At 55.3% G+C, this 12,504-nt stretch carries 11 protein-coding genes and 1 tRNA gene; 7 read left to right on the top strand and 5 right to left on the bottom strand.

Annotated elements, in window-relative coordinates:
• Positions 1 to 135: 135 nt before the first annotated feature.
• Both D4100_RS10460 and melA read right to left on the bottom strand, forming a co-directional pair.
• On the bottom strand, positions 136 to 1,398 hold the full coding sequence (locus D4100_RS10460) for an MFS transporter (RefSeq protein WP_119804283.1): 1,263 nt from the start codon (positions 1,396 to 1,398) through the stop codon (positions 136 to 138).
• 79 nt (positions 1,399 to 1,477) lie between these two features.
• Positions 1,478 to 2,785, bottom strand: coding sequence for an alpha-glucosidase/alpha-galactosidase (gene melA / locus D4100_RS10465; RefSeq protein WP_119804284.1), 1,308 nt, complete (start codon positions 2,783 to 2,785; stop codon positions 1,478 to 1,480).
• Between the two features lie 199 nt (positions 2,786 to 2,984).
• Between melA and D4100_RS10470 the strand changes: the two genes are divergently transcribed.
• The gene (locus D4100_RS10470) at positions 2,985 to 3,812 is read left to right on the top strand and encodes an AraC family transcriptional regulator (protein WP_119804285.1); all 828 of its coding nucleotides are present in this window, start codon (positions 2,985 to 2,987) and stop codon (positions 3,810 to 3,812) included.
• 15 nt (positions 3,813 to 3,827) lie between these two features.
• Here the strand turns inward: D4100_RS10470 and D4100_RS10475 are convergent, their stop codons facing one another.
• Positions 3,828 to 5,297 (bottom strand): EmmdR/YeeO family multidrug/toxin efflux MATE transporter, encoded by a 1,470-nt coding sequence (locus tag D4100_RS10475; protein WP_119804286.1) that lies wholly within the window; start codon positions 5,295 to 5,297, stop codon positions 3,828 to 3,830.
• A gap of 278 nt (positions 5,298 to 5,575) precedes the next feature.
• Between D4100_RS10475 and iolE the strand changes: the two genes are divergently transcribed.
• From iolE to D4100_RS10490, 3 genes are read left to right on the top strand one after another with little or no spacing between them, the layout of a single operon-like run.
• The gene (iolE, locus tag D4100_RS10480) at positions 5,576 to 6,496 is read left to right on the top strand and encodes a myo-inosose-2 dehydratase (protein ID WP_119804287.1); all 921 of its coding nucleotides are present in this window, start codon (positions 5,576 to 5,578) and stop codon (positions 6,494 to 6,496) included.
• The gene (locus tag D4100_RS10485) at positions 6,493 to 7,665 is read left to right on the top strand and encodes a Gfo/Idh/MocA family protein (protein ID WP_119804288.1); all 1,173 of its coding nucleotides are present in this window, start codon (positions 6,493 to 6,495) and stop codon (positions 7,663 to 7,665) included. The genes iolE and D4100_RS10485 overlap by 4 nt, the downstream gene beginning before the upstream one ends.
• A gap of 9 nt (positions 7,666 to 7,674) precedes the next feature.
• Positions 7,675 to 8,706, top strand: coding sequence for a Gfo/Idh/MocA family protein (locus D4100_RS10490; RefSeq protein ID WP_119804289.1), 1,032 nt, complete (start codon positions 7,675 to 7,677; stop codon positions 8,704 to 8,706).
• 35 nt (positions 8,707 to 8,741) lie between these two features.
• Here the strand turns inward: D4100_RS10490 and D4100_RS10495 are convergent, their stop codons facing one another.
• Positions 8,742 to 9,749, bottom strand: coding sequence for a Gfo/Idh/MocA family oxidoreductase (locus D4100_RS10495; protein WP_119804290.1), 1,008 nt, complete (start codon positions 9,747 to 9,749; stop codon positions 8,742 to 8,744).
• A 104-nt stretch (positions 9,750 to 9,853) separates the two neighbouring features.
• On the opposite strand from D4100_RS10495, the gene D4100_RS10500 reads away from it, so the two are divergent.
• Together D4100_RS10500 and D4100_RS10505 are read left to right on the top strand one after the other, a co-directional pair.
• Entirely contained in the window at positions 9,854 to 10,873 is a 1,020-nt protein-coding gene (locus D4100_RS10500; protein WP_006319313.1) for a LacI family DNA-binding transcriptional regulator, read from the top strand.
• Positions 10,874 to 10,988: 115 nt separating this feature from the next.
• The gene (locus D4100_RS10505) at positions 10,989 to 11,321 is read left to right on the top strand and encodes a hypothetical protein (protein WP_244941658.1); all 333 of its coding nucleotides are present in this window, start codon (positions 10,989 to 10,991) and stop codon (positions 11,319 to 11,321) included.
• Between the two features lie 133 nt (positions 11,322 to 11,454).
• Here D4100_RS10505 and D4100_RS10510 read toward each other — a convergent pair.
• A tRNA-Ser gene (locus tag D4100_RS10510) sits at positions 11,455 to 11,544 on the bottom strand.
• Between the two features lie 92 nt (positions 11,545 to 11,636).
• On the opposite strand from D4100_RS10510, the gene mtfA reads away from it, so the two are divergent.
• Positions 11,637 to 12,425: a DgsA anti-repressor MtfA gene (gene mtfA, locus D4100_RS10515; protein ID WP_006319318.1), complete on the top strand. Its 789-nt coding sequence runs from the start codon at positions 11,637 to 11,639 to the stop codon at positions 12,423 to 12,425.
• The last annotated feature ends 79 nt before the right edge of the window (positions 12,426 to 12,504 follow it).

Below are 12,504 nucleotides of genomic sequence, written 5' to 3' on the forward strand. Positions count from 1 at the left end.
TTTTATACTTATATGTATGGAATAATTCGCAACCTGGCTTATTTACATAACTGTCTATTGATGTGGTTAACGAATGCTCCACATGCGGTATATAAAAATAGTGACTCTATGAAGAAACCAGCGTTGAAATATAAACTACACATTCGATATAGATAAGGCATCAGAGGATTGCCCGGTAACAATCCGCGCCTTGCCGCTCAGGGCAAAGGCCGAGATCAGGGTAAACAGCAACGCGATGCAGCCAAGGATCAGGTAAGAGGTTTTGAAGCCGTAATTGACATACATCATCCCCGCCGCATAGGACATGCCGATGGCCGACAGTTGCTTGAAGAAACAAAAGCCCCACAGGTAAATCGACGCGGAGAGATTAACGTTAAACTGAGTGGTGATGTATTTGAAGATGCCCACCAGCAGGAACGGCACTTCGAACATATGCAGGGTCTTGAGGAAAATCACCGCTGTCACCGAGTCTGCCTGCGACGAACCGATGATCCGCGCCGACATAATCACCCCGGCAATCAGCAGCGCATTCTTGCCGCCGATGCGGTTGATGATCAACGGCGCAAAGAACATGATAAACGCGTTAAGAAATTCGCCCAGCGTGGTCACATAGCCAAACGCCTGGGTACCGGCATGCCGATCGCGGAAAAACGAGGTGAAGAAGTTGGCGAACTGCTGGTCGAACACGTCGTACACGCAGGCCACCCCGACGATATACATCACCAGACACCAGAATTTGCGCATTTTCAACAGCCCCAGCGCCGCTTTCAGCTTGATCGGCTTGTGGTTCAGCGCCAAGCCGTCCGCCACCGCCAGCGTGCTGTTCTCTTCCGGCTTGAACAGATAAAGCAACCCCGCCAGCACCAGCGCGAAACTGGAGGCCAGCCAAAATGCGAATTGATTGTTAATGGTAAACATATAGCCGACGATCGAGGCGCAGATCGCCCAGCCGATACAACCAAACAGCCGGGCGCGGCCATATTCGAACTGGCTGCGGCGGCTCACCTTCTCGATATAGGCTTCAATCGCCGGCGAACCGCCGCTGCACACCAAACCGAGATAAATGCCGCACAACAGCGCGCCCAGCAAAAAGTTGCTTTGCAGCAGCGGCGAGAACACATAGATAAACAGCGGCGCCAGAAACAGCAGCAGGAAGATAATCATCCACAGCAGGTGTTTCTTCAGGCCAAACTTGTCGGTGACGAAGCCAAAAATCGGCTGGAACACCAGGGCGAATAACGCCATGCTGGCGAACACCAGCCCGGTTTGCTGCTGATCGAGATGATTGACGTCGTGCAGCCAGATCGGAAAGAACGGCAGCACCGCGCCCATGATAAAGAAATAGAAAAAACAGAAGGCACCGAAGATCCAAAAGTTCTTGTTTTTCAAATAAAACATGACTCACCATCCCATTTTTAACGGCGCGGGAAACCCCGCGCCTTGTGCGTTTTGAGGAGGTATAGGGGGAATTCGGCGATTAATGGTAGGCGGGAAGCCAGTTGCCGTGCGCTTCGATCAGTTCGTCGCACAGCTTGCGGATGTCATCAATCGAAAGTTCGGCGGAGGTGTGCGGATCCAGCAGCGCCGCATGGTAGATCGCCTCGCGTTTGTGCGTGACCGCCGCTTCGATGGTCAACAGTTGGGTATTGATATTGGTGCGATTCAGCGCCGCCAGTTGCTCCGGCAAGTTGCCGACGTAGCATGGCGTGATCCCCTGCCCATCCACCAGGCAAGGCACTTCGACACAGGCCTCCGCAGGCAGGTTGGTGATCAAACCGGTGTTGAGCACGTTGCCGCCAATCTTGTAGGGCCGATCGGTTTCCATCGCTTCGATGATGTAAGAAGCATATTCATGGGTGCGGCAGTGGGTCAGGCTGGCGTCATGGGTCAGCGCCACTTTCTGTTGCTGCCACTGTTCAATCTGCTCAATACACCGGCGCGGGTATTCGTCCAGCGGAATATTGAATCGCTCAATCAGCTCCGGATAATTGCGTTTGATCCAGTAAGGCATGTACTCGGCATTGTGCTCTGAAGATTCGGTCACGTAATAGCCGAATGTTTTCATGATTTCATGGCGCACCATGTCATCATGCTTGCCCTGCAAGGCACTGGCGCGGCGCTTGATTTCCGGGTACAAGTCTTCGCCGTGTCGGCGAACGTCCAGCAGCCAGGCCATATGATTAATGCCCGCGATGTGGAACTGCACATCGTCGGTCGGCATATCCACGCTTTTCAGCAGCGTCTCGGCGCAAACCTGAACGCTGTGGCACAACCCCACCGTTTTCACTTCGGTATGGCGCAGCATGGCGCCGGTTATTGCCGCCATCGGGTTGGTATAGTTAAGCAACCAGGCATCCGGGCAGACCGCTTCGATATCCCGGGCGAAATCAAACAACACCGGAATGGTGCGCAGCGCGCGGAAGATACCGCCAATCCCCAGCGTATCGGCAATCGTCTGCTGCAAACCGTATTTGCGGGCAATGGTGAAATCGGTAATGGTGCAAGGATCGTAGCCACCGACCTGAATGGCATTCACCACGTAATTGGCGTTTTTCAAGGCCGCGCGGCGGTTCTCTACGCCAAGGTAAGGGGTGATTTTCGCCCTGCCCGCATTGGTATTGCGGTTGATATTGCTCAGCATGGCGAAAGATTCATTGAGACGGGCGCTGTCGATGTCATACAACGCAATATCCACTTCTTTCAATGCCGGCGTCGCCATGATGTCGCCGAGTACGTTCTTGGCGAAGATGGTGCTGCCTGCGCCCATAAATGTCACTTTAATCATCGTATTTCTCCGCTGCTGCCGTTGTCGATAAGCTGAAATTACTCTGCAACGCCCGTACGAGATATGGATGAATGTGACCTTGTTATGGCGAAAAATGACGCACCGCAAAAAGTGTGAGCCAGGTCGGGATCTGGCCGTATTCGGGCGACTCTGCCGCAACTACGCTGATACAGTGGGCATAAAACGGAGGCCATGACGGATGCACAAGAGTTTCACCCTCAATCGCACCGACAATATTGAGTTGAACCTGTACCAGTACGGGGAGGAGAATTGTGATAAGGGGCACAGTTTTGGCCCCGCCGTACGCCAGCACTATCTATTTCATTATGTGATAAGCGGGACCGGCGTGCTGCACAGCGAATACGGTTCGTTTCCCGTCGTGGCAGGCGAAGGTTTTCTGATCCACCCGCACGACGTGACCACCTACTGCGCCGATAAACGGGATCCCTGGCACTATATCTGGCTGGAGGTCGATGGGCTTATCGCCGGCAAGATTTTCGAAGAATGCCATCTGAGCCGTCAATTCCCGATTTATCGGCCCACTCGGCGGGACGATAACGCCAGCACCCTGGGCTACCTGCGGCAGATCGTTGCCCACGGCGATAAGCACCGGCTGAAGGTACTCGGGCTGAGTTACCTGTTCTTTTCTGCGCTGATCGGCAACAGGCTGCAGGGCACGGCTGCACATCCGGATGACAAGGCGCAGCATCTGCGTAAAGCGGTCAAACAAATTGAAAACCGCTACCATGAACATTTGACGATTGAGAGCCTGGCCGCCTACTGCAATATCAACCGCAGCTACCTGTGCCGGCTGTTCAAAAATGCCTACGGCATCGGCCCCAAGGAGTATTTGCTTAATTTTCGCATGAGTATCGCCGTCAGCCTGCTGAGCAATGGCCATGCGGCGATCAAGGTGGTGGGCATTTCGGTCGGTTATGAAAACCAACTGCACTTTTCCAAAGCCTTCAAGCAGGTACACGGCGTATCGCCGGCCAAGTGGCGGCAAGAAAACGTCCGGGCACCCTAGCCTGGCACGTCACCTTCAGCCCCCCGTTCGCTTGGCGCGGGTGATTGTTTTCCCCGTAACCTCTGCCTGTTTTATACGCGGGTATTTCCACAGCCAGCGCCCACTGACCATACGCCAGTAGAAGAGCGCGCCGCGCACCGCCCAATCCATAAACATGCCGAGCCAAACGCCGACCACGCCCATCCCCAGCACAATGCCCAGCGTGTAACCGGCCACCACACGGCAGCCCCACATGCCCAGCATCGACACCCACATGGCAAAGCGGGCGTCGCGCGCGCCTTTCAACCCGGCGGGCAGCACCCAGGAGGCGGCCCAGATCGGCATAAAGGCGGCGTTCAGCCAGATAAGCACTTTCACCACCTCTTTAACGTCGTCCTGTTGGCTATAAAACGAGGCGAACATCCCGGCCAGCGGCGCCGTTCCCCAGGCGATCACCGTCAGCCCAATCGTCGCCAGCCAGAAAACGTGGCGCAGTTGCCGCTCCGCCTGGGCTATCTGCCCTTTTCCCAGGCGTTTTCCCACGATAATGGTCGATGCAGAACCCAAAGCGTTGCCCGGCAGGTTAATTAACGAGGCGATGGAAAAGGCGATAAAATTACCGGCAATGACGTTGGTCCCCATGCCGGCGACAAACATCTGGGTCAGCAATTTACCGCCGTTGAACAACACCGATTCGATGCTGGCGGGGATGCCGATCCCCAGCACTTCCCAGAGGATGTTCAGTTTTAACGGCGTAAAGTAACTTTTCAGCGTGATGTGCAGCGCCGGGTTAAACCCAATCATCAGCACGTAAATAATGGCGATGGCACCGATATAGCGGGAAATGGTCAGCCCCAGCCCGGCACCGACAAAGCCCAGCCCATGCCAGCCCAGCATGCCGTAAATCAGAATGCTGCTGATGATGATGTTAAGGATATTCATGCCGCCGTTGATCAGCAGCGGGATCTTGGTATTGCCCGCCCCGCGCAGCGCGCCGCTACCGATCAGCGCAATGGCGGCGGCCGGATAGCTCCACACCGTGGTTTGCAGATAAGAAAGCGCCAGCGCCTTGACCTCCGGCGTGGCGGCGCCGGCGATCACGTCAATAATCTGCTCGCCCGCCAGATGGATGCCCACCGCCAATATCAGGGCGACCAAAGTCATCAACACCAACGACTGCCGCGCCGCCGACCGCGCTCTTTTGCGATCCCGCTTGCCGAGGCTGAAGGCCACCACCACCGTGGTGCCCAGATCCACTGCGGCGAAGAAAGCGATAATCACCATATTGAAGCTGTCCGCCAGCCCCACGCCGGCCATCGCTTCCTTACCGATCCAGCTCACCAGGAAGGTACTTAGCACCCCCATCAGCAAGACGCAGGCGTTTTCCATAAAGATCGGTACCGCCAGCGGCGTGATCTCACGCCAGAACAGCACGCGGTAGCTTTTTCGTTTGGCATACCAGGGCGTTTTTTCCACACGCTGGCGCAGGGCGGCATATAAATTCAAGATGGACTCAGATAAAAGTGAAACAACATTTCAAAGGATGAATGACAGATCGTTATCCTGCAAAGAATTTTTTGCAAGAGAGCGTTGAAAACTACGCGACGGGTGAGATGTGGGTTTTATCGCTGATTGAAAGCCGCGTAACCGCCGTGCCCATGATGGCCGCCTTTTTCGTAAAAATTGCCGATACCAAGGCTGATGGAATTCCATCAATAATCCCATACCCCTCTCCTCAGGTGGCTGATTATAGTGACGCCATCACGACGACAAGGAGAGCAGCAATGGCGTTTTCCCACCTTAAACTGGGCGTTAGCCCACTGTGCTGGACTAATGATGTATTAGACGATCTCGGTGGCGATATTCCTCTGACGACATGCCTGCAACAAGCAGCGCAGGCGGGCTATCAGGGTATCGAACTGGGCCGCAAATTTCCGCGCGACGCACATGAATTATCCCCCCTGCTTGGCGCTGCGGGTCTGCAACTCGCCTCCGGCTGGCATAGCGGTTTTCTGGCCGAACGTGGCCTGGAGGAAGAACTCGAGGCCGTGCGCCCACACGCACAACTTCTGCAGCAATTGGGGGCCAACGTCATGGTCTACGGCGAATGTGGCCAACTACCAGGCGAATCCCCTCTTGATGAACCCATCTCGTTGTCACCCGCACTCAGCCGCATCGACCTGACGGCATATTGCAACAAACTGAATGCTTTCGCGGACGTATTGCTGCGCGATTTTGGCCTGAAACTGGCCTACCACCACCATCTGATGATGCTGGTAGAACATGACGATGAAGTGCAGGCATTTCTTGCGCAGACACAGGATAACGTGGGGCTGGTATTTGATTCCGGTCATGCCTTTGCTGCGGGGGTCGACATGGCATCGGTATTGGAAAAATACGGCCATCGTATCTGCCATATTCATTTGAAAGATGTGCGTCCGCACGTGCTTCAGCGGCTCTACGGCGAAGATCTCAGCTTCAATGATGCTGTACGCGCAGGGTTGTTTACCGTGCCGGGGGATGGCGGCATCGACTATGCCCCTTTGATCCGTTTCGTCGCATCAGCCGGCTATCAAGGCTGGTTAATTGTAGAGGCCGAGCAGGATCCCGCGACCGCACCACCGCTGGCGACGGCCAGCCGGGCATTCAAATGGGTGAGCGAACATTTTCCTGTCGATACGCCCCTCAAAGGAGACGCGCGATGAACAACCGGTTAAACATTGGTCTGATTGGCTCTGGTTTCATGGGGCAGGCGCATGCCGACGCATATCGCCGCGCAGCGATGTTCTATCACAATCTACCAAAACGTCCGTATCTCTATGCGCTGGCCGATCAAAACCAGACGATGGCAGAGGCCAATGCCGCCAAATTTGGCGCCGAGAAGGCTTATGGCGATTGGCGTGAGTTGGTGAACGATCCGCACGTGGACATCGTCGATATCACCTCCCCCAACCATCTGCATTATGAAATGGCAATGGCGGCGATTGCGGCAGGTAAGCACGTTTATTGTGAAAAACCCCTGGCAGTAAACGAGCAACAAGCGCGTGAAATGACCACTGCGGCTACGCAAGCCGGAGTGAAAACCATGGTGGCCTTTAACAACATAAAAACGCCCGCCGCGCTGTTGGCCAAACAGATTATTGAACGCGGTGACATAGGTACCCCCGTTCGTTTCCGTGGCACCTTTGACCAGGGATTTTACAACGATCCCCTACTGCCCTGGTCCTGGCGTTGCTCGAAAACGCTGGGTGGCAGCGGCGCTCTGGGCGATCTGGGTGCACACACGCTCTCCGTAGCGCAATTCCTGATGGGCGGGATCCGTCAGGTGACAGCCAATGCTCAAACCTTCATGACCAAACGACCGGTGCCGCAGGCTGATGCCGGCTATGCCAGTAAAGTCGACAGCGGCGCAGAATGGCGCGAAGTGGAAAATGACGATCAGATACAGTGTCTGGTGAATTTTGACAGCGGTGCCTCCGGCGTGATTGAAGCATCGCGCATTGCTGCCGGGCGCATTTTTGGCGTCTATTGGGAAGTTTCGGGCACTGAAGGGACCCTTTACATGGACGGTGAGCGCTTCAACGAACTGCAGGTTTACCGTTTTAACGATCACCAGCACGATCGTGGTTTCAAGACGTTGTATGCCGGTAGCCAAATCCCCTCCTACTCCGGCTTCTTTGGTTTCGACTTTGGCGGCGGCGGTCTGGGCTATTTCGATGTGAAAGTTATCGAAGTACATGATTTGGTCCAGGGGATTTGCAGTGACGGCGACTGTTATCCCAACTTCGCTTTCGGTCTGGAAAACCAACGCATCCTGTCCGCCATTGAGACTTCAATGGTTAATCATTCCTGGATTGACGTGATAAAAGATTAAGGAGCCACCATGTTTCCCTCTGTCTTGCCCACACCTCGCAACCAACCAGTAGCCTCCATTCCGTCACTACGATGGGGGATTATTGGCCCCGGTTGGATCGCAGAACGTTTTGTGAAATCGCTGAAAGAGCAGAGCCGGCAACGGATACTGGCCGTCGCTTCCCGTTCACAGGAAAAGGCGGATCGCTTCGCTGCAACCTGGGGTATTCCCTCGGCATATGGCGATGTGAATGACATGCTTGCTCGCGATGATCTGGATGCCATCTATGTCGCTACGCCGCATAACCATCATTTCCCGGATGGTTGTCAGGTACTGAGAGCGGACAAGCATGTTCTGATCGAAAAGCCCTTCGCGCTTAACGCCCGCGAGGGGGTTGCGCTGCAAGAGCTGGCACAGTTGCACGGCAAACTGGCGATGGAGGCGATGTGGTGTGATTACCTACCCAAATATGATGTCATCCGTCAATTGCTGGAAGATGGCGTATTAGGCGATGTACACACGTTACTGGCCGACCACGGTGAGTTTTTCACCCCCGACCACCGTATTTTTAACGCGGACTTGGCCGGTGGCCCAATGATGGACCTCGGCAGTTATCTGGTCTCATTCAGCGTCCTGATAGGCGGTGCTCCCCAGGATATTATTGCGCGGGGTGAGCCGGCACCGGGCGGGATCAATGGTCAAACCTCAATGCTGTTCACCCATGACAACGGGCTGCACAGTGTACTGAATACCACGCTATTCAGTAACACTCCGGGCGGCGCTGTCGTGGCGGGACGGGATGCAACCCTCACCATCGATGGGCAATTCTATGCACCGGGCCACTTTTCATTGACCGCCAGCCAGGGCGGAAAAACGCTGCATTGGGAAGAGCCGCTCACCCGTTACACACAGCTGTTCCATCAAGCGGAACATTTTGCCTGGTGCGTCGGCCAGGGGGTAAATGACTCGACAATCCGTCCGCTAAGCCAGGTTCTGACCACGTTAAAAGCCATGGATGAAGTGAGACGTCAGATGGGTGTGGTTTTCAACGAGGAACGTTGAGCCGGTAGCCCCACCAATGGGGGCTACCCTAAGGATTACGCCAATTGCTCCACAGCGACAAACTGCCCGGTTTGCAATGAAGTCACTGCGGCTTCGGCGATGGCTTGCGCTTGCAGGCCATCCAGTAGCCCCGGCAGATCGGGCACGGACTCACCAGCCAGATGGCGAACAAAGGCGTCCAGATGCCTGTAATAGGTATCTTGCACCCTGCTGAACCAGTCTCCCCACAGCCCCGGTTGAATGCGCTGGTTACCGCGCCAGAGTGTAGCGCCCTGCGGCGACTGGCTGCCTGACTCCAGCACGCCTTCCGGCCCCATCAGATTAATTCGCTCGTCATAGCCGTGACCGGTACGCCGAGTGTTATCCAGTTGCGCCAAGGCTCCCGACCTCATTCTCATCATCAGAACGGAGGTATCGACATCGCCAAATTCGGCTATCTCCGGCAGTGCCAGCGCGGCGCCCATCGCAGCGACAGTGTGAACTTCATCCGCAGTGAGAAAACGCAACAGGTCAAAGAAGTGGATCGCCTGGTCACGCATCTGCCCGCCTGAACTACGCAGATAACTGACTGGCGGCATTTCAGAGGCTCGGCATACCATCTGTATCAGCTCAAGGTTACCGATCACGCCTTGTTCCACCTGGCGTCGCAACTGTTGATGGCTTTGATCGAAACGGCGGTTGAATCCCACCGTTATGGGTACGTTTAACGGCAAGACTTTTTCCACCACCTCACGGGCGCGGGACAAAGACAGGTCAATGGGTTTTTCGCAGTAAACCGCTTTGCCGGCGCGGGCTGCGGCTTCCAACAATTCCGCATGCGACGGCGTAGCGCTGGCAATCAAAACGGCATCAATGGCATCGCTGTTAATCGCGTGCGCAACCGCCACCGCGCGAGCGCCGTATTGGCTTGCCAACGCCTCGGCGCGGCCGTGATCGATATCCGCCACCATCGCCAGCTCCGTTCCTGGATGCCGCGCAATACTGGCAGCATGAACCTGCCCGATGAATCCACTACCGAGTAAAGCAAAACGTTGTTTAGCCATTCTTTTCTCTCCAGAAAACGCTATTAGACGTTGTCAAAATACCTGTGATAACTACACTGACTAAACATCCATTTTGATGGATATCCATCATTCAGAGAGAGACGATGAAGAGCATTTCGCTTGAAACGCTGGCTAAGCAGATTGGCGTGGGCGTCGCCACTGTGGATCGTGTATTAAACGAGCGAGGGGGCGTATCTCCGGCGACGACCCGTAAAGTGCTTCAGGCTGCGCGTGAGGCCGGGCTGCGGCGAATTCTACCGGAGGAGCATCGTTTCCCGTGGCAAATCGAAGTTTTCCTCAGCGCCAATGACTCCTTCTTTTTTCAGCAACTGGCGCAGGATTTTGCGCACGTTGCCGATGTACTGGGCTATCGCCGCCTGACGCTGCATCGAACCTTTGTCCCGGAGTCCCGGCCGGAAAAACTGGCGCAACTCATCGTCAACGGCAGTAAAAAAAGGCACGCGCTGATCGTCTTCGGCAATGAACATCCGGTGATATACGATGCACTGGAGCGATGCCGGGAAAGAAATATTCCCGTGATTACCTTAGCCACCGATCTTCCCGGTGCCGCCCGATTGTGCCATGTCGGAATAAACCAGTTACAAGCGGGGCGCACTGCCGGGATGATGATGGGCCGTATGGTGCAACGGACTGGAGAAGTGTTGATACTCAGCGGGCGCACGGATTACAGTGCCCACCGCTTGCGTATTCAGGGATTCCGTGAGGTGCTGGCGCAACACTTTCCGCAATTGCAGCTGCGTGAGCCCTTGGCTGGGCAAGAAGATCGCGCAACGATCACGCGCCTGCTGGAAAAGTCGCTCAGCCAAAACGGCAACCTGGCAGGCATTTACAATACCGGTTTGGGGAACACGCAGGTCGGCGAAGCGTTGGCGCGTCATCGCCGCTACGGGGAGTGTTGCTGGATCACCCATGAACGTTATGCCACGACGCGCGAGCAATTGGCAAAAGGTGGGCTGGCGTTAACGTTGGACCAGAATACCCGCCAGCACGCCCAACTGGCGATCGACCTGATGTTACGGCACCTCGAACAGGGCATCCAGCCCCCTACTTACGCAGACGGCAAGGTCGATTTTATTCTGTATACCTCAGAGAATGTCGAATGACGGCGCTGATGACCGAAAGCCAAGGAGGCTCAATGAAAAGAGTTAACACATCAAGAACATCAAACCCATGCTAAACGCCACCTTAATGCGGTGCTTTCTGGCACTGTGCTTAATCATGGCGACTATCAATCATGTTATCGCCGGCGTGAAGTTCGGTTTTCTCTGGGACTATGGTTACGGTGAGCAGGCTCTCCTGGCCAGCCGCCTTTTTTGGGGTAGCCTGACCCTGCTGGATCCGCTGGTGGCGTATTTTCTGATCGTCAACCCAAAGGTTGGGCTGCCGGCCACATTGGCCCTCATCACCGTTGACGTCATCCACAACGGCTATTACGTTTATCTCAATAACCAATGGCTCGCCCCCTTTTTTCTGTTCCAGTGCGCCTTCCTTGTCATCGCCTGGACATTTTCATTCAGGATAAAAAGAAGCGGTTTTGTTCAAGCCAAATGAAGTCATAAGGCGTTAAGCCGATAAGCCGATAAGGCCGGGGATCAGAGAAAGGTTGTTCACGGTAGTTATATTTTCACAATGGGGTATGTGAGGCGTGGATCACAGATAAAATCTGCTGTAAGTGATTGAATAATGGCGGAGAGAGGGGGATTTGAACCCCCGGTAGAGTTGCCCCTACTCCAGTTTTCGAGACTGGTCCGTTCAGCCGCTCCGGCATCTCTCCTGATAGTGCTTGTCATCATGCCCCTTTTTGCGGCATTTTTACAGAGTTAGCCTCCAGCCGAACGTTCAAGTGACCACTTTACGAGCAACGCGATGATTAAATGGCCGTGGAAAACGCAACAACCACAAGCGGAAACGCTTGCCCAGTGGCAGGACGCGCTGGCAATCCCCCTGCTCTCTCCGCTGGATGAGCAGGAACAACAGCGCCTGATCGTCGTTGCCGGGCAGATTTTGCAGCAAAAGCGCATCGTCCCGCTGCAGGGGCTTGAGCTCACGTCGCAAATGCAGGCGCGTATCGCCCTGCTGTTCGCCCTGCCGGTGCTCGAGTTGGGGGCGGAATGCCTGGACGGCTTCAATGAGATCCTGCTCTACCCTTCGCCGTTCGTGGTGGAGGATGAATGGCAGGACGACATCGGCCTGGTGCATACCGGACCGGTGGTGCAGTCCGGACAGAGCTGGGAACAGGGGCCGATTGTGCTCAACTGGCAGGACGTGCAGGATTCTTTCGATCTCTCCGGCTTTAACCTGGTGATCCACGAGGCAGTGCACAAGCTGGATATGCGCAACGGCGGCAGCGCCACCGGGATACCGCCGATCCCGCTGCGCGATATTGCCGCCTGGGAGCATGATCTGCACGCCGCAATGGAAAACCTGCAAGACGAGATCGACATGGTCGGCGAAGAGGCCGCCAGTATGGACGCCTATGCCGCCACCGATCCGGCCGAGTGTTTTGCCGTGCTGTCGGAGTATTTTTTCAGCGCGCCCGAACTGCTGGCCCAGCGTTTTCCGGTGTTATATCAGCATTTTTGCCGTTTCTATAAACAAGATACCTTGGCGCGCTTACAGCGTTGGCAAGCCGAAAGCGGCGCAGAAACACCATAACCGACCGCGTATTGCTCGCATACTGAGCAGTCGAACCGAATCGACGAATTTAGCGTTGACACACTCTGGGTGGCTGGAT

The sequence above is a fragment of the Serratia inhibens genome (assembly GCF_003591175.1).
Lineage (GTDB): Bacteria > Pseudomonadota > Gammaproteobacteria > Enterobacterales > Enterobacteriaceae > Serratia > Serratia inhibens.

What these genes read in the sequence shown, in the direction of transcription:
- D4100_RS10460 (WP_119804283.1), bottom strand. Translation starts at nt 1,398, where the DNA reads ATGTTTTATTTGAAAAACAAGAACTTTTGGATCTTCGGTGCCTTCTGT.
- melA (WP_119804284.1), bottom strand. Translation starts at nt 2,785, where the DNA reads ATGATTAAAGTGACATTTATGGGCGCAGGCAGCACCATCTTCGCCAAG.
- D4100_RS10470 (WP_119804285.1), top strand. Translation starts at nt 2,985, where the DNA reads ATGCACAAGAGTTTCACCCTCAATCGCACCGACAATATTGAGTTGAAC.
- iolE (WP_119804287.1), top strand. Translation starts at nt 5,576, where the DNA reads ATGGCGTTTTCCCACCTTAAACTGGGCGTTAGCCCACTGTGCTGGACT.
- D4100_RS10485 (WP_119804288.1), top strand. Translation starts at nt 6,493, where the DNA reads ATGAACAACCGGTTAAACATTGGTCTGATTGGCTCTGGTTTCATGGGG.
- D4100_RS10490 (WP_119804289.1), top strand. Translation starts at nt 7,675, where the DNA reads ATGTTTCCCTCTGTCTTGCCCACACCTCGCAACCAACCAGTAGCCTCC.
- D4100_RS10495 (WP_119804290.1), bottom strand. Translation starts at nt 9,749, where the DNA reads ATGGCTAAACAACGTTTTGCTTTACTCGGTAGTGGATTCATCGGGCAG.
- D4100_RS10500 (WP_006319313.1), top strand. Translation starts at nt 9,854, where the DNA reads ATGAAGAGCATTTCGCTTGAAACGCTGGCTAAGCAGATTGGCGTGGGC.
- D4100_RS10505 (WP_244941658.1), top strand. Translation starts at nt 10,989, where the DNA reads ATGGCGACTATCAATCATGTTATCGCCGGCGTGAAGTTCGGTTTTCTC.
- mtfA (WP_006319318.1), top strand. Translation starts at nt 11,637, where the DNA reads ATGATTAAATGGCCGTGGAAAACGCAACAACCACAAGCGGAAACGCTT.